This window comes from Burkholderia sp. Bp9012 (assembly GCF_003853825.1).
GTDB lineage: Bacteria > Pseudomonadota > Gammaproteobacteria > Burkholderiales > Burkholderiaceae > Burkholderia > Burkholderia diffusa.
Genome location: NZ_QTQA01000023.1, coordinates 26,028 through 42,465, shown reverse-complemented (window position 1 = coordinate 42,465; position 16,438 = coordinate 26,028). Strand labels below are relative to the sequence as shown.

16 protein-coding genes are annotated in these 16,438 nt (G+C 67.0%); 13 read left to right on the top strand and 3 right to left on the bottom strand.

The window, feature by feature from the left end; all coding sequences use genetic code 11:
* The first annotated feature begins 148 nt into the window (after window positions 1–148).
* Both aspA and DIE11_RS27130 read left to right on the top strand, forming a co-directional pair.
* On the top strand, window positions 149–1,555 hold the full coding sequence (gene aspA, locus DIE11_RS27135; protein ID WP_124628325.1) for an aspartate ammonia-lyase: 1,407 nt from the start codon (window positions 149–151) through the stop codon (window positions 1,553–1,555).
* A 113-nt stretch (window positions 1,556–1,668) separates the two neighbouring features.
* Window positions 1,669–3,174 (top strand): amino acid permease, encoded by a 1,506-nt coding sequence (locus tag DIE11_RS27130; RefSeq protein WP_124628323.1) that lies wholly within the window; start codon window positions 1,669–1,671, stop codon window positions 3,172–3,174.
* Window positions 3,175–3,207: 33 nt separating this feature from the next.
* On the opposite strand, the gene DIE11_RS27125 is transcribed toward DIE11_RS27130, so the two are convergent.
* Together DIE11_RS27125 and DIE11_RS27120 are read right to left on the bottom strand one after the other, a co-directional pair.
* Entirely contained in the window at window positions 3,208–3,897 is a 690-nt protein-coding gene (locus DIE11_RS27125) for an alpha/beta hydrolase (RefSeq protein WP_124628321.1), read from the bottom strand.
* 218 nt (window positions 3,898–4,115) lie between these two features.
* Window positions 4,116–4,328: a hypothetical protein gene (locus DIE11_RS27120; RefSeq protein WP_124628319.1), complete on the bottom strand. Its 213-nt coding sequence runs from the start codon at window positions 4,326–4,328 to the stop codon at window positions 4,116–4,118.
* A 57-nt stretch (window positions 4,329–4,385) separates the two neighbouring features.
* On the opposite strand from DIE11_RS27120, the gene DIE11_RS27115 reads away from it, so the two are divergent.
* The 6 genes from DIE11_RS27115 (at window position 4,386) to DIE11_RS27090 (ending at window position 10,528) form a co-directional block, all read left to right on the top strand.
* Window positions 4,386–6,779 carry an MCP four helix bundle domain-containing protein gene (locus DIE11_RS27115; RefSeq protein WP_124628317.1) on the top strand — a complete coding sequence of 798 codons (2,394 nt, stop codon included), beginning with the start codon at window positions 4,386–4,388 and terminating at the stop codon, window positions 6,777–6,779.
* 2 nt (window positions 6,780–6,781) lie between these two features.
* Complete coding sequence (locus DIE11_RS37435; protein ID WP_124628316.1) at window positions 6,782–7,522, top strand: methyl-accepting chemotaxis protein; 741 nt, start codon at window positions 6,782–6,784, stop codon at window positions 7,520–7,522.
* Window positions 7,519–8,103, top strand: coding sequence for a hypothetical protein (locus DIE11_RS27105; RefSeq protein ID WP_124628314.1), 585 nt, complete (start codon window positions 7,519–7,521; stop codon window positions 8,101–8,103). The genes DIE11_RS37435 and DIE11_RS27105 overlap by 4 nt, the downstream gene beginning before the upstream one ends.
* 22 nt (window positions 8,104–8,125) lie before the next feature.
* Window positions 8,126–9,094 carry a chemotaxis protein CheX gene (locus DIE11_RS27100; protein WP_124628312.1) on the top strand — a complete coding sequence of 323 codons (969 nt, stop codon included), beginning with the start codon at window positions 8,126–8,128 and terminating at the stop codon, window positions 9,092–9,094.
* Window positions 9,095–9,135: 41 nt separating this feature from the next.
* Window positions 9,136–9,501 carry a response regulator gene (locus DIE11_RS27095; protein ID WP_006759394.1) on the top strand — a complete coding sequence of 122 codons (366 nt, stop codon included), beginning with the start codon at window positions 9,136–9,138 and terminating at the stop codon, window positions 9,499–9,501.
* A gap of 232 nt (window positions 9,502–9,733) precedes the next feature.
* A complete protein-coding gene (locus DIE11_RS27090) occupies window positions 9,734–10,528 on the top strand; it encodes an enoyl-CoA hydratase (RefSeq protein WP_059607781.1) in 795 nt (264 codons plus the stop codon).
* Between the two features lie 168 nt (window positions 10,529–10,696).
* Here DIE11_RS27090 and alr read toward each other — a convergent pair whose 3' ends face one another.
* The gene (gene alr / locus DIE11_RS27085) at window positions 10,697–11,818 is read right to left on the bottom strand and encodes an alanine racemase (RefSeq protein WP_124628310.1); all 1,122 of its coding nucleotides are present in this window, start codon (window positions 11,816–11,818) and stop codon (window positions 10,697–10,699) included.
* A 303-nt stretch (window positions 11,819–12,121) separates the two neighbouring features.
* On the opposite strand from alr, the gene DIE11_RS27075 reads away from it, so the two are divergent.
* The 5 genes from DIE11_RS27075 (at window position 12,122) to DIE11_RS27055 (ending at window position 16,437) form a co-directional block, all read left to right on the top strand.
* Window positions 12,122–12,493 carry an MAPEG family protein gene (locus DIE11_RS27075; protein ID WP_059607783.1) on the top strand — a complete coding sequence of 124 codons (372 nt, stop codon included), beginning with the start codon at window positions 12,122–12,124 and terminating at the stop codon, window positions 12,491–12,493.
* 673 nt (window positions 12,494–13,166) lie between these two features.
* Window positions 13,167–13,919 carry a glutamine ABC transporter substrate-binding protein GlnH gene (glnH, locus tag DIE11_RS27070; protein ID WP_059507215.1) on the top strand — a complete coding sequence of 251 codons (753 nt, stop codon included), beginning with the start codon at window positions 13,167–13,169 and terminating at the stop codon, window positions 13,917–13,919.
* Window positions 13,920–13,934: 15 nt separating this feature from the next.
* Entirely contained in the window at window positions 13,935–14,642 is a 708-nt protein-coding gene (glnP, locus tag DIE11_RS27065) for a glutamine ABC transporter permease GlnP (protein ID WP_174919890.1), read from the top strand.
* The gene (gene glnQ / locus DIE11_RS27060) at window positions 14,639–15,367 is read left to right on the top strand and encodes a glutamine ABC transporter ATP-binding protein GlnQ (RefSeq protein WP_059237091.1); all 729 of its coding nucleotides are present in this window, start codon (window positions 14,639–14,641) and stop codon (window positions 15,365–15,367) included. The genes glnP and glnQ overlap by 4 nt, the downstream gene beginning before the upstream one ends.
* 20 nt (window positions 15,368–15,387) lie before the next feature.
* Complete coding sequence (locus tag DIE11_RS27055; RefSeq protein ID WP_124628306.1) at window positions 15,388–16,437, top strand: C45 family peptidase; 1,050 nt, start codon at window positions 15,388–15,390, stop codon at window positions 16,435–16,437.
* The last annotated feature ends 1 nt before the right edge of the window (window position 16,438 follow it).

Here is a 16,438-nt window from a genome sequence, read left to right as displayed (position 1 = left end):
CTCGCTGTTGCGTCACACGCAAAACCGCTTTCGATAATACAGAAGCGAGGTTCTTTATGCAAAGGCATAGAATGCGATCCCGTCGCACGGGGAAGCGGTGAACGCAGCCGGTTTCCTGCGACGGCAGAGACAATTCAGGAGGGGCACCATGACGGAAAACGGCTTCCGCGTCGAAGCAGATCTTTTAGGGAAACGAAGCATTCCGGATTCGGCGTACTACGGCGTCCATACGCTGCGCGCGAAGGAGAACTTCAATATTTCGGGGCGCACGATCGCGTCGCTGCCGTACCTCGTCATGGCGCTCGCGGCGGTGAAGCAAGCCGCTGCCGATGCGAACTGCGAGCTCGGGCTGCTGCCGGACGCGTATCGTGACGCGATCGCCGCCGCCTGTGTCGAGATCCGCGAAGGCCGGCTGCACGATCAGTTCGTGGTCGACATCATCCAGGGTGGGGCCGGCACGTCGACCAACATGAACGCCAACGAGGTGATCTGCAACCGCGCGCTCGAAATCATGGGGCATGCACGCGGGCAGTACGAATACCTGCATCCCAACGAGCACGTCAATCTCGCTCAGAGCACGAACGACGTCTATCCGACCGCGATCCGGATCGCGACCTGCTTCGCGGTCGAGCATCTGCTCGACGCGATGGCGCACCTGCGCGACGCGTTCGCGGAGAAGGCCGACGCGTTCTCGGGCCTCCTGAAGCTCGGCCGCACGCAATTGCAGGATGCCGTGCCGATGACGCTCGGCCAGGAATTCTCGACCTACGCGGTGATGGTGACGGAAGACATCGCGCGCCTGCAGGAAGCCGGCTGGCTGATGCGCGAGATCAATCTCGGCGCGACTGCAATCGGCACCGGTATCACCGCGCATCCGCAGTATGCGGAGAAGGCGCTGGCCGCGTTGCGGCGCATCACCGGCCTGGACCTGAGCACCGCCCCGAACCTGATCGAGGCGACGCAGGACTGCGGCGCGTTCGTGCAGATCTCCGGCGTGCTGAAGCGGATCGCGGTCAAGCTGTCGAAGATCTGCAACGACCTGCGGCTGCTGTCGAGCGGCCCGCGCGCGGGGTTCGGCGAAATCAACCTGCCGCCGGTGCAGGCCGGCTCGTCGATCATGCCGGGCAAGGTGAACCCGGTGATTCCGGAGGTCGTGAACCAGGTCGCGTTCGAGGTGTTTGGCAACGACCTGACGGTGACTTTCGCGGCCGAGGCCGGACAGCTCCAGCTCAACGCGTTCGAGCCGGTGATCGCGAGCGCACTGTTCAGCAGCTTCAGCCACCTGACGGCCGCGTGCACGACGCTCGCGGACCGCTGCGTGAGCGGCATCACCGCGAACCCCGAACGGCTGCGCGAAACGATGGAGCGCTCGGTCGCGCTCGCGACCGCGCTGAACCCGTACATCGGCTACAAGCGCGCGACTGCCGTGGCCGCCGAAGCACACGAGAGCGGCAAGTCGATCCGCGAGGTCGTGCTGGATCACCAGCTGATGACCGCCGCACAACTGGACGAAGCGTTGCAGCCCGAAGCGCTGATCCGCCCGCGCACGTACTGATTCCGGCCGTGCGGCGCCGGCGCAAGCCGCCGGCGGGCCGCGCGCGGCCGTTCCCGCAGCGTCCTGCCGACGGGCGCGACACGTCAACACACATCAAGAAACGGAGACATACCATGAAGCAAGCCAGCGAGCGCCCGGTCGACCCGGCCGGCGGCGCCGATCCCCGTCATGCCGACCGCGATGCGATGTTCGCGTCCCACGAGTCCGGCTACGAGCAGAAGTTGAAGCCGCGACACGTGCAGATGATCGCGATGGGCGGTGCGATCGGCACCGGCCTCTTTCTCGGCGCGGGCGGCCGCCTGCAGAGCGCGGGGCCCGCGCTCGCGGTCGTGTATCTCGTGTGCGGCGTGTTCGCGTTCCTGATCATGCGCGCGCTCGGCGAGCTCGTGATGCACCGGCCGACCAGCGGCTCGTTCGTGTCGTACGCGCGGGAGTTCATGGGCGAGCGCGCGTCGTTCGTCGCGGGCTGGATGTACTACCTGAACTGGGCGACCACCGGCATCGTCGACATCACCGCGGTCGCGATCTACATGAAGTACTGGGCCGTGTTCACCGACGTGCCGCAATGGGTGTTCGCGCTCGGCGCGCTGGGGATCGTGTCGGTGATGAACATGATCGGCGTGAAGGTGTTCGGCGAGATGGAGTTCTGGTTCTCGATCGTCAAGGTCGGGACGCTCGCGCTGTTCCTCGCGATCGGCGCCGTGTTTCTCGCGAGCGGTCATCCGGTCGCCGGGCAGATGCCGGGCCTGCACCTGATCGCGGACCACGGCGGGATCTTTCCGCATGGCATCTTGCCGGCCGTGCTGATCGTGCAGGGCGTCGTGTTCGCGTATGCGAGCATCGAGCTCGTCGGCGTCGCGGCGGGCGAGACCGCCGATGCGCGCAAGGTGCTGCCGAAGGCGATCAACAGCGTGATGTGGCGCATCGCGCTGTTCTACGTCGGCTCGGTCGTGCTGCTGACGATGCTGCTGCCGTGGACCGCCTACAGCGCGCACGAAAGCCCGTTCGTCACGTTCTTCAGCAAGCTCGGCGTGCCTTACGTCGGCACGGTGATGAACGTCGTGGTGTTGACCGCCGCGCTGTCGAGCCTGAACTCCGGCCTCTATTCGACCGGGCGCGTGCTGCGTTCGCTGGCAATGGGCGGCTCGGCGCCGCGCTTCGTGTCGCGGATGAACGCGCGCGGCGTGCCGTACGGCGGGATCCTCGTCACGGTCGCGGTCAACGCGATCGGCGTGCCGCTGAACTACATCGTGCCGGCGCAGGCGTTCGAGATAGTGCTGAACATGGCGTCGCTCGGGATCATCACGACCTGGGGCTTCATCGTGATGTGCCAGATCCTGTTCCGCCGCGCGGTCAATCGCGGCGAGCTGAGCCCCGTGTCGTTCCGGATGCCCGGCGCGCCGTTCACGTCGTGGCTCACGCTCGGGTTCCTGGTCAGCGTGCTGGTGCTGATGGCGTTCGATTACCCGGGCGGCACGTGGACCGTCGGGATGATCCCGCTCGTCGTGCTCGCGCTCGTGGTCGGCTGGAAGCTGGCGAAGCGCGGGGCCGCGCGGGAAGCGGCGGCTGCCAATGCCGCCGGCGCGCCGCTCGGCGTTGATCCGGCGAGCAACGTCTGACGATACGCACGGGCGGGTCGACCGCCCGTGCGCTCAGTTCAATCCGGTGCGTGCGCCGACCCAGCGGCCGAAGTCGCCGGCCATCTCCGCCGTGAGTTCGTGGCCGGCGTCGTAGAGGCGCGTGTCGTGCGCGACGCCGAGCGCCGTCAGCTTCGCGTCGGCGGTTTCGGCCCACGCGACCGGCAGCTTGTCGTCGAAGCGGCCGTGCATCACCAGCGCGTGGAGCGCGCTCAACGCATCGCGCGATGCGATCAGCGGATCGATCTCCGGCAGGATGCGGCCGCACAGCACCGCGAACGCCGCAACGTCGGCCGGCGACGTGAGCGCGACGCTCGCGCTCATGATGCCGCCCTGGCTGAAGCCGGCGATCACGGTGGGCAGTGCGGCGTGTTCGTTGTCGGTGCTCCGGGCGCGCAACGCGCGCAGCAGCGCGATCAGCTGGACACGGCTCGCATCCGCGCGGGCCGCATCGATTTCCGGGCCGTTCGGGCCGAAGCGCACAGGAAACCACGCGTGCTGGCCGGGGCCGAACGTCAGCGGGCCACGCACGAACGCGATTTCGATGCGCGGGTCGATCGTGCCGGACAGGTTCAGCAGGTTGGTTTCGTTCCCGCCGACGCCATGCAGCAGCAACAGGCGGCCCGCCGGGCGGCCGGCGGCCGGGCGCAGCAGATACTGGAGGCCGGATTCGGAGTCGGTGGTCAGCGGCAGGACGTCGGTCATTGCAAGGGTCCGGTGGGGAAGTGATCCGATAGTCTAGAACGCGCGGCCGGAGAGGTGAATCGCCGGATGGCGATTGATTGTTTCCTGGCTGGAATGAATCGGCTGCCATTCACCCATGTCGACGCGGCGCGCGAATCCGGTCGCGCTGTAGAAGGTGCATAACCGATTCGATTCGCAGATAATGCGCAAACGTTTTACCGGTATTCAACCGGATTGAATTACGGATCGCAAATAAAAGAATGAATATCCGGATTCGATTTATCGAGGCCGCCAGGCAGGCCCGTCGGGCCGTCAAGGCCAGAGGTTAACGGCCGATTAGAGAAAAACTTTAGGATTTTCTCGTCGCAATTGACCATTGCGATTTCCTCAACGACCGATTGATTTTCAGTCATCGGACGGTCATACACCATCCCCGATAATTCGGCGCTCACATTCTTTCAATAGACAAAAGGGCGATCGAAGCCGGATCGCTGCGGGGAGCTGTACTCATGACCATTCGTCATCGCATTACGCTGCTAGTCGTCCTGACGTTTTTCGCGCTGTCCGCGATCGGCGTGTACGCCGTGTACCAGACACGCAAGAGCGCGTCCGAGGTGCGTCAGGTGACCCAGGGAATCGTGCCGAGCGCGCTCGCGTCGGCGGATCTCGTCGCCGACGTGAAGAACATCCAGATCGCGACGATGACGCTGGTGTATGCGCCCGACGCGAACACCGCCGCGCAGGCGGGCGACGAGCTGAAGGCGAAGCAGGCCGCGCTGCGCGCGGCGCTCGACGCGCAGGCGCAATCGGCGGTCGGGCAGGCGCAGCAAGGGCTCGTCGAGCAGGCCAAGGACAGCGCGGCGAACTACTTCGCGGCGATCGGCGACACCGTGAAGATGAAAGCCGACGGCAAGCCCGAGATGGCGCAGGCGTACCTGTTCGCGAACGTCGCGCAGTATCGCGACGAGCTCGAAAGCATCGTCGACACGCTTCGCGTCGAGAAGAACCGCCAGAAGGACGACGCGATCCGCGCGCTGAACGGCATGCTGTCGACGACGGCGACCGCGATCGCGGGCGTCGCGGGCACGGTGGTCGTGCTGCTGACCGCGCTCGGCTTCGTGCTGTATCGCCAGATCACGCGCCCGCTGATCGGGATGCAGACGGCGATGAGCGAGATCGCGACGAGCCAGGACTTCACGCGCCGCGTGCCGGTGGGCCGGATGGACGAGATTGGTCATTCGATCGTCGCGTTCAACGGGATGATCGAGAAGATCCAGGAGAACGCCGCGCAACTGAAGCAGAAGACGGCCGACATCCAGGCGATGCTGCAGAACATGCAGCAAGGGATCCTGACCGTCGTCGAAGGCGGCGTCGTGCATGCGGAGTATTCGGCTTACCTCGAGACCATCTTCGAGACGAGCGACATCGCCGGCCGCGACCTGATGGCGCTCGTGTTCGACGATTCGAGCATCGGCTCGGACGCGCGTTCGCAGGTCGACGCGGCCGTGCATGCGTGCCTCGGCGAGGACAGCATGAACTTCGCGTTCAACGAGCACCTGCTCGTCAACGAAGTCGCGAAGCGGATGCCGGACGGCCGCGAGAAATGGCTCGACCTGAGCTGGTCGGCGATCACCGACGAGACCGACACGGTCGTGCGGCTGATGCTGTGCGTGCGCGACGTGACCGAGATCCGCGAGCTGACCGCGCAGGCCGGCGAGCAGCAGCGCCGGCTCGAGATGATCGGTGAGATCCTGTCGATCAGCCAGGACAAGTTCCACGACTTCGTGCACAGCGCGAAGGGTTTCCTCAGCGAGAACGAGCGGATGATCCGCCAGCACGAACGCGCGGATCACTCGATCGTCGCCGCGCTGTTCCGCAACATGCACACGATCAAGGGCAATGCGCGCACGTACAGCCTGCAGCACCTGACCAACATCGTGCATGAGGCGGAGCAGGCGTACGAATCGCTGCGCCACGCGGACGGCGGCCCCGAGTGGAACCGCGATGCGCTGATGGACGATCTGGCCCGCGTGCGCGAGGCGGTCGAGCACTACGCGACGATCAACGCGGTCACGCTCGGCCGCCAGGGCGAAGCGGCGCAGCACGGCGGTGCCGACTACCTGATGGTCGAGCGCGCGCACATCAGCGAGAGCCTGCGCATGCTCGACGGCGCCGATCCGGCGAACGCAAGCGACTGGCGCGCGGCGCGCGATTCGGTGCGCCGCCTGCTGAGCCAGTTCGGCACGCAGGGCATCGGCGATGCGCTGGGCGGCGTGATCGAATCGCTGCCGTCGCTCGCGGCCGAACTCGGCAAGCCGGCGCCCGTCGTGCATATCGACAGCAACGGCCACCGCGTGCGCAGTGAGATCGGCGCGACGCTGAAGAACGTGTTCATGCATCTGCTGCGCAACGCGATCGACCACGGGATCGAAACGTCGGAAGAGCGGCGCGCCGCCGGCAAGGCGCCGGCCGGCAAGATCGACATCGCGGTCGATGTCGAGAATGACACGTTGCGTTTCGTGCTCGGCGACGACGGCCGCGGCCTCGCGCTCGACCGGATTCGCGGGATCGCGCGCGAGCGCGGCTGGATCGACGCCGGCGCCGAAGCCGCGCTGACCGATGAGGCGGTGGCGGAGCTGATCTTCCGTCCGGGGTTCTCGACCGCGCGTGCGGTGACCGAAGTGTCGGGGCGCGGCGTCGGGATGGACGCGGTGCGCAACTTCCTGAAGCGCGACGGCGGCGACATTGCGCTGCGCTTCACCGACGATCGCACGGGCTCGCCGTATCGCGCGTTCGAGACGATCGTGTCGCTGCCGGCGCGTTTTGCGGCGGACGGTGGTGCGGTGCAGGACGTGGGGCAGCCGGCCCGCGCCGGCATCGCGAACGTCGACGCAACGGAGTGATCGTGCAAGCGTGGATGATTCCGGTCGGCGCCGCGCTGGCGGGCGGCCTGGCCGCCGCGGCGATCGCCGCGATCGTGGGCCGCATTGCGCGCGCGCGGCTCGTTGCGGCGATGACGCGCGAAGCGGACGCATTGCGCGATGCGCTCGGCGCAGCCGACGCGCGTGCCGTTGAAGCACTTGCGGCGCATGCCGAGGCGGCCGACGCATGGGCACGCCGCGAGGCGGAGCTCGAGCAAACGCTGGTGCGCGAGGCGGCCGGCGCCGGCGAGCAGCGCGACGCGCTGCAGGCGCTCGCGGCCGAGCGCGCCGCGCTGTCGCAGCATGCGACGAAGCTCGCCGACGAAGCCGCGCGACTGCGCGGGCTGGCCGGCACGTTCGAGCGCTGGCACGAGCAGATGATCTCGCTGACCACGCAGAACCAGGACATGCGGGCGAAGAACCAGGAGCTGTCGTCGATCGTCGCGCACGTGTCGATCGTGTCGCTGAACGCGTCGATCGAGGCCGCGCGCGCTGGCGCGGCAGGGCGCGGCTTTTCGATCGTGGCGAGCGAGGTGCGCGGGCTCGCCGCGCGTTCGCAGCAACTGTCGAACAGCTATCGCGACAGCCTGAATCGCAACGATCTCGTCACGGCCGCGACGTTCCAGGACATCCAGGCCGGCGGCAAGATGATCACGGCCGCGCTCGCGACGCTCGAGACGCTGGCCGGGCAGTTGCACGCGCGGCTGGAAGGAGCGACGGCGTGATCAGTGCGCAGGCCCGGGCCGGCTTCGAGCGGATCTTCTTCGACGCGGCGCGCACGCGGCTCGCGTCCGGCGGTGCGTGCGAGATCCGGCCGGCCGCCGGCGATGCGCACGACGCGTCGCACGATCCGTCACGCGCGAGGTCGCGGGCGACGCCGAAGCTCGCCGAACACGTCGTCGTACTGACGATCTCGGCGCTGCACTTCCGGCTGCTGCTCGCGCTGCGCTTTCGCGACGACGATCCGACGCGCCGCCATTTCGCCGCGGCAGCGTCGGGCGCGAGCACGCAGCGGCCGCTGCCCGAAGCGTTCATGGAAGTCGCGAACCTGTGCTGCGGCGCGATCAACCAGGCGCTGACCGCACCGTTCCCCGATCTCGGGATGTCGACGCCTTACCTGCTGAGCGGCGCGAGCGTCGATTACCTGCCGGCGCTGAACCCCGATCACGTGGCCGCATACGACGTGACGCTCGACGGCGACGTGAGGATCGGCGCGACGCTGTGCGTGTGCGCGAACGCGCCGGTCGATTTCCACGTGCCGGAAACGGCAAGCGTGGACACGGGCGGCGAGCTCGAATTGTTTTGACCGATTCAGAGGATTTCGCGAGATGACCGTAGACCAACCCGTCAGCAAGGTGCTCGTGCTCGACGACAGCCGCGCGCATGCGGCGACGATCAAGCGCTTCTGCGACGAGCACAACCTGGTCGGCCTGACCGTGCGGCGCAACCGGCTGCTCAAGGTGCTGCGCTCGAACATCGATCTCGGCGCGATCCTGCTCGCCGAGGACTACGGCGGCTCGCCGGCCGAGAGCGCGATCATCGCGACGCAGATCGATGCGCTGCGGCCCGAGCTGCCGATCATCCTGCGCCGCATGTCGGATGCAGCGGACGCGTCGCGCGACGGGCTGCCCGATGCGCTCGCGCGCGTTGCGTGCGCGGCCTACGTCGCCGACGACCTGACACCGCTCAAGCGCGCGATCGACGAATACCTGTTCGGACGCGACTACCCGAATGCGCTCGTGCGCGGCATCGCGGAGATCACGGAGGCGCGGCTCGACAGCCTGTTCCCGGGCATGACGATCGAGTGCGACCGGCCGTGCATCGTGCGCGACCAGATCATCTTCGGCGAGGTGTTCAGCCTGATCGCGCTGGAAAGCGCGTGGTGCCGCGGCTACATGCTGCTGCAGACGAGCGAGCAGCCGCTGCTCGACATGATCGGCGGCACTCGCGACGACGGCCGGGCACCCGATTTCCGCGACGTGAACAGCGTGCTCGGCGAGTTGACCAATCTCGTGTGGGGCGCGTTCAAGAACCGCTATCTCGGCGACGCGGAGGCGCTTGCGCGCCATCCGGTGCAGGTGCCGCTCGTCGTCAATCACAAGCAGAAGTTCATTTCGTTCGGCGGCGACTGTCCGCAACTCTGCTTCAAGTACCGGATGACCGATCCCGCCTCGGGGCGGTCGGTGCGGCTCGACCAGCGCTTCGTGTTCAGCCTGAGCTGGTCGCCGGAGGATTTCCGCGAATTGGTGCAGGACGTCGGGCCGATGGTCGAATCGGGCGAACTCGAACTGTTTTGAATATCGACTGTTGAAGTCGGCAACAACGAAAGGGAAAGATAATGGCAAAGATTCTGGTGGTCGACGATTCGGGCACGGTGCGCGACGAAGTCGCGGGTTTCCTGCGCAATCACGGGCTCGACGTCGCGACGGCGGTGGACGGCAAGGACGGGCTTGCGAAGCTCAAGGCGACGCCCGGCGTGCGCCTCGTGATCAGCGACGTGAACATGCCGAACATGGACGGCCTGACGATGGTCGAGAAGATCCGCGGCGAACTGGCGAACGCGTCGGTCAACATCGTGATGCTGACGACCGAAAGCAGTCCGGCGATGAAGGAGCGGGGCAAAGCCGCCGGCGTGAAGGGCTGGATCGTGAAGCCGTTCAAGGGCGACGCGGTGCTCGACGCGCTGAAGAAGCTCGCGGGCTGAGCGCGCACGCGGGCGATGCGTCGCCGTCGAACGGCAATCAACGCGCAGCCGGCGCGGCCTTCGCTTCGCGGTGAGGCGGCGTGCAAGCCGGCTTCGCCGGCCGGCCGGTCGGCTCCGCTGGACGCCGCGCGCAATGTGGAGGACGATTCGTCATCATGTCGATCGCGAATCCGGGCGTGTGCCGCCCGTGCTACCGGTTCGCGCTCGATCGAACCCCGTCGAGCGGAGCATCATGGAATCCCGTCACGAAACACCCGAGCCGATCCTGTTGCGCGACGTGCGCGACGGCGTCGTCACGCTGCGGCTGAACCGGCCGCAACAGTTCAACGCGTTGTCGGAGGCGATGCTGGCGAGCCTGCAGGACGCGTTCGATTCGCTGGCTGCCGATCCTCACGTGCGTTGCGTCGTGCTCGCCGCGGCGGGCAAGGCGTTCTGCGCGGGCCACGACCTGCGGCAGATGCGCGCCAGGCCCGAACTCGATTACTACCGCGCGCTGTTCGCGCAATGCAGCCGCGTGATGCTCGCGATGCGCGCACTGCCGGTGCCGGTGATCGCACGCGTGCACGGCATCGCGACGGCTGCCGGCTGCCAGCTCGTCGCCGCGTGCGATCTCGCCGTCGCAGCCGACACCGCGCGCTTCGCGGTATCCGGAATCAACGTGGGGCTGTTCTGTTCGACGCCTGCCGTCGCATTGAGCCGCAACGTGTCGGCGAAGCGCGCGTTCGACATGCTCGTCACCGGGCGTTTCGTCGATGCGGCGACGGCTGCTGCCTGGGGGCTCGTCAACGAGGCCGTGCCCGAGGACGCGCTCGACGCGGCCGTCGCGCGCAAGGTCGCGGAGATCGTCAAGAAGAGCCCGGCGGCCGTGCGTTACGGCAAGCAGATGTTCTACCGGCAGCGCGAACTGCCGCTCGACGACGCGTACGCGTTTGCGGGCGACGTGATGGCGCGCAACATGATGGAAGAGGATGCCGGCGAGGGGATCGACGCGTTCCTGGAGAAGCGCGAGCCGGTGTGGCGTTCGTAGGCGCACGCCCCGGATGTGCATGTCGAGCGGCGCGCAAGAGCCGTAGCCAACGCGTTTTTTCCGGCTCGGGTTTCCGGTCCGCCGGAACGCAAACGGGCCGCCCGAGGCGGCCCGCAAGTGAAGCGGCATGCGCGGCGGCGCGCTAGTGCGCCGCGGCATCGGCGTCGATCAACGCCCGTAGCTGCCCGTGTGTAGCACCGGCTGCACCGCCGACGCGCCGGGCGGCACGGTCACGACCGGCACACGGAGCGCGAGTGCGCACATCAGCTCGTAGCCGATCGTGCCGCTGGCTTCCGCGACGTCGTCGACCTTCACCTGATCGCCCCACAGCTCGACGCTCGAGCCGATGCCCGCGTTCGGGCACGGCGTCAGGTCGACGGTCAGCATGTCCATCGACACGCGGCCGACGACGCGCGTCATCACGCCGTCCACCGCGATCGGTGTGCCGGTCGGCGCGTGGCGCGGATAGCCGTCCGCGTAGCCGCATGCGACGACGCCGATCCGTATCGGCTGGTCTGCCTTGAAGCGACGGCCGTAACCGACCGTTTCCTCCGGCGCGATCGTCTGCACACCGATGATCTTGCTCGTCAGCGTCATCGCGGCCATCAGCGGCGTGTCGGCGATGTGCCGCGCCGCGCCGGTCGGCGACGCGCCGTACAGGATCGTGCCGGGCCGCACCCAGTCGCGATGCGCACGCGGATGCCACAGCACGGCCGCCGAATTCGATGTCGAGCGCTCGCCCGGAATCCCTGCCGTGGCCGCATCGAACTGCTCGAGCTGCCAGTCGACTTCGCCTTCGTCGGCGTTCGCGAAATGCATCATCAGCGTGATCTTGCCGATCGACGGCGCGGCCGCCGCGCGTTCCCACGCGGCGCGGAATGCGTCGGGCCGGTAGCCGAGGCGGTTCATCCCGGAGTTCATCTTCAGCTGGATGTCGATTGGCTGCCGCGGCTTCGCGGCAATCAGCAGGTCGAGCTGCGCGTCGCAGTGCACGGCCACCGTCAGCCGGTGGCGATCGGCCAGTTCGACGTCGGCCGGCTCGAAGATCCCTTCGAGCAGCAGCACTGGCTTGTCCCAGCCGAGCTCCCGCACGCGCACGGCTTCGTCGAGATCGAGCAGCGCGATGCCGTCGGCAGCCGCGAGGCCCGGATAGATCCGCTCGATCCCGTGACCGTATGCGTTGGCCTTGACCACGGCCCACACGCGCGATTGCGCGGCGGTGCGGCGGATGAAGTCGAGGTTGTGGCGGACGGCGTCGGGACGGATATGGGCGACGATGGGACGGGGCATGGGCGGGCTCGGGTCGAAAGTCGTTCGGCGCGCGCGGCGGCGCGGCGCGGGTAAGCAGGCTGGCGCGGCAACACGCCGAGCCAGTGTTGAGCGCTATCTTATTGGTGTTCGACCAGTTTTAATTAACGTTTTTATCGGCGATTTGGTGGAAATTGTTGCGCCGGATCCTTGCCGCCACAGCGTTCGGCAGGCTGCCTTGCCGAGACTCCCGTCTAGAAAACCGGTGCGCGAACAGCTCGACGCAATGCTAAGCTCTGCGCGACCCTGTCATTGATCAATGTAATCATAAAGGAGGAGACTTTGATGACGACGTCCCAGATTTGCCTGTTCATCGTGGCGCTGTTGCCGTTCCCGATGACGTTCCTGGCCAAGGCCCGCAAAGGCTACGACAACCACGCGCCGCGCGAGTACCTGGCGAGGCTCGAAGGCTGGCGCGCGCGGGCGCAGGCCGCGCACCAGAATGCCTGGGAAGCGCTGGCGCTGTTTACGGCCGCATTGGTCGTCGCATGGCACAACGGCGCGAATGCGCATCACGTCGACCAGCTCGCGATGGGGTTCGTCGCGATTCGCGTCGTCTATGCGCTGATGTACCTGCTGAACTGGGCGTCGCTGCGCTCGCTCGTGTGGTTCGCGGGGATGGCCTGCGTCGTCGCGCTGTTCTTTGCCGCGCCGTGACGAGAGGATGAACGGGGGCGCCCGCGCGGGCCTGGCGCGCGGGCTCGCTACGCACCGCCCGCGCCGCGCGCGTGACTGTAGTTGGATGCGGGCGCAACGATCTTCTCGAGCTGGAGCGGCGGGTTGGCCGTCGCGGCGCCTGCGCGCGCTCGAGAAGGAGCCGGTGTCGCTCGCGGTGCACGCCGTTCGTTGAGCCTCGCCGGCGGTGGCCGGCATCACGATCGCCGCGGTGTCGGTGCGCATGGGGCCTTCCGGTCGCGCCGAATGACCGGGCGTGCGCCCGTCCGATCATGCGGCGGCGCACACCATCGTTGTCGTCGCGCGCGAGCCGGCACGGCGACACGTCCACGCGCCGCGGTGACGGCCGCCCCACACGTTCCCCGCTTCCACGCCATTGCCCCCTCGCCGCGCGGCGCAATCCCGCAGCACATTCCCGCCGCAGCTGCCGCACGCCCGTCCGCGCACGCCTTTCCTCCGATCGATCCCGTCCGTCCGGCTCGGGTTTCTCTCAATGCATTTTTCTGTTGAGTATTTTTTTGTTGTCGTAGTATCCGTGTTGACAACACTTGTTGCACTACGGTTTAATTCAACATCGCATGTTGCGGTGCGGCTTGATGTCGTCGTTCCCCGGCCAGCCGGCCGGTCACATCGCTCAACCATGCGGAGAAAAGTCATGAGTCGCCGTTCCTTCCTGAAAGCCGTCGCGGTGGTTGCCGCGCTCGGCGCCAGCATCGCGCACGCGGATACCAAGACGCTCGTCGTCGGGACCGATACGTCGTTCATGCCGTTCGAGTTCAAGCAGGGCGACAAGTACGTCGGCTTCGATCTCGACTTGTGGGCGGAGATCGCAAAGGACCAAGGCTGGAAATACACGATCCAGCCGATGGATTTCGCCGGCCTGATCCCGGCGCTGCAGACCCAGAACATCGACGTCGCGCTGTCGGGGATGACCATCAAGGAAGAGCGGAAGAAGGCGATCGACTTCTCCGCGCCGTACTACGACAGCGGCCTGGCAGCGATGGTGCAGACCGACAACACGACGATCAAGTCGATCGACGACCTGAACGGCAAGGTGATCGCCGCGAAGACGGGCACCGCGACGATCGACTGGATCAAGGCGCACCTGAAGCCGAAGGAGATCCGCCAGTTCCCGAACATCGACCAGGCGTACCTCGCGCTCGAGGCCGGCCGCGTCGACGCGGCGATGCACGACACGCCGAACGTGCTGTTCTTCGTGAACAACGAGGGCAAGGGCAAGGTGAAGGTCGCGGGCCAGCCGGTCAGCGGCGACAAGTACGGGATCGGTTTCCCGAAGGGTAGCGCGCTCGTGCCGAAGGTCAACGCGTCGCTCGTGAAGATCCGGGCCGACGGCCGCTACGCGCAGATCTACAAGAAGTGGTTCGGCGCCGAGCCGCCGAAGATGTGAGCGTGACGGCACAGCATGGCGCGGCCGGGTGGCCGCGCCGGTCTTGAATCGGACGGGGAGCGACACGTGAATTTCGATTGGTCTGCGATCTGGGCGGCGTTGCCGGACCTGATGGACGGGGTCCGGTTGACGGTGTTCATCGCATTTTTCGGGCTGGTGGGCGGATTCGTCGTCGGGATGATCGCGGGCATGTTCCGCGCATACGGACCGAAGGCGATGAACGTGCTCGCACAGGTTTATATTGAACTGATCCGCGGCACGCCGATCGTCGTGCAGGTGATGTTCCTGTACTTCGCGTTGCCGCTGCTCGCGCATATCCGGATCGACGGCCTGACGGCCGCGATCATCGCGATCACGGTGAATTCGGGCGCGTATCTCGCGGAAGTGGTGCGCGGCGCGCTGCTGTCGATCCCGAAGGGGCTGACGGAAGCGGGGCTCGCGATGGGCCTGTCGATGCCGCGCGTGCTGCTGAAGGTGGTCGGGCCGCTTGCGTTCCGGCGCCTGATTCCGCCGCTCGGCAACCAGTGCATCGTGAGCCTCAAGGACACGTCGCTGTTCATCGTCATCGGCGTCGGCGAATTGACGCGCAAGGGGCAGGAAATCATTGCCGGCAATTTCCAGGCGGTCGAGATCTGGACCGCGGTGGCTGTCATCTACCTGCTGCTGACCGGCGCGATGACGCTGACGCTTCGGCTCGTCGAAAAGAGGATGCGGATCTTATGAGCATGATCGAATTCCAGAACGTGTCGAAGAGCTTCGGCCATGTGCCGGTGCTGAAGCATATCGACCTGAAGATCGATGCGGGCGAGGTGGTCGTCGTGATCGGTCCGTCGGGCTCGGGCAAGTCGACGATGCTGCGCTGTATCAACGCGCTCGAGAAAATCACCGGCGGCGAGCTCCTGGTCGACGGCCAGAGCGTGCGCGGCAACGCGACGACGATCCGCAACATCCGGCTCGAAGCGGGCATGGTGTTCCAGCAGTTCAACCTGTTTCCACAGATGACCGCGCTCGAGAACGTGATGTTCGGGCCGATCCAGGTGCGCGGTGCATCGCGTGCCGATGCGCGCGACCAGGCGATGGCGCTGCTCGACAAGGTCGGCCTCGAATCGCGCGCGAATCATTACCCGTCGGAGCTGTCGGGCGGCCAGCAGCAGCGCGTCGCGATCGCACGCGCGCTCGCGATCCGGCCGCGGCTGATGCTGTTCGACGAGCCGACGTCGGCGCTCGATCCGGAATTGCGCCACGAAGTGCTGAAAGTGATGCAGGATCTCGCGACCGAAGGGATGACGATGATCGTCGTCACGCACGAGATCGGCTTCGCGAAGCGAGTCGGCACGCGGTTGCTGTTCATGGATCAGGGCGGCATCGCCGAGGACGGCCATCCGGTCGACCTGATCGACCGGCCGCCGACGCCGCGCCTGAAGGAATTCCTGAAACACGTGTCCTGAACGAAACCGAACCATCCGACATGCCGCTTTCCCTGTCTCCCGTCATCGCCGGCGCGCCGTTCGACATCGGCGTGCGCCTCGGCGAGCTTGCCCGCCCCGTGTTCGATGCGTACATGCAGCAGAGCAGCGCATGGCAGGCCGTGCGCCGCTGGCGCAGCCATCCGTTCGTGGCCGCGCTGCGGCAGGCCGCGCTGGCCGCGTACCCGGAACTCGTCGCGGAGCTGGACGGGATCGCGGCAGGCGTCGGCTGGCCGGCCGAGGACATCTTTCTGTGGAACTGCCGCGGCGAACTGATCCATCACGCGCCGGACGGCTGCACGACGCTCGCCGGACGCGACGCGCACGGCACGCGCTGGATCGCGCACAACGAGGACGGCGATCCATACCTGCGCGAGCGCTGTCTGCTGGTCGACGTGCAGCCGCAGGGCAAGCCGGGCTTCATCAGTTTCTATTACCCGGGCTCGCTGCCCGGGCATACGTTCGCCGCGAACCGCGCCGGCATCGCGCAGGCGATCAACAACCTGCGGATCCGCACGCCGGCGCCCGGCGTGCCGCGGATGATCCTCGCGCGCGCCGTGCTCGACGCGACGTCGCTCGATGCGGCCGCCGACGTGCTGCGCACGCATGCGCGCGCAAGCGGCTTTCACCACACGCTCGGCGCAACTGGCGATACGCGGCTCCTGAGCATCGAGGCGAGCGTCGCGCGCTGTTCGGTCGTCGAAGTCGCGCGTCTTGCTGGTCACGCGAATCATCTCGTGCATCCGGGGTGCGAGGACGAAGCGCAGATCGTCACGCAATCGTCCGGTGATCGTCAGCGGCGGGTCGATGCGCTGACGCCGGGCATCGACGCGATCGACGAAGCCGCGCTGCTGCGCGTGCTCGGCGACCGCGCACCGGAAGGGCTACCGATCTATCGCGACGATCCGGCCGACCCCGACGATGAAAACACGCTGGCGACCGCCGTGTTCGCGATTCGCGACACCGCGATCGACTTCGCCATTCACCAGCACGGCACGCAGCGCTTCGCGACGCGCATCGTGCCGCCCGCGCTCGCGCGCAGCGCGTCCTGAT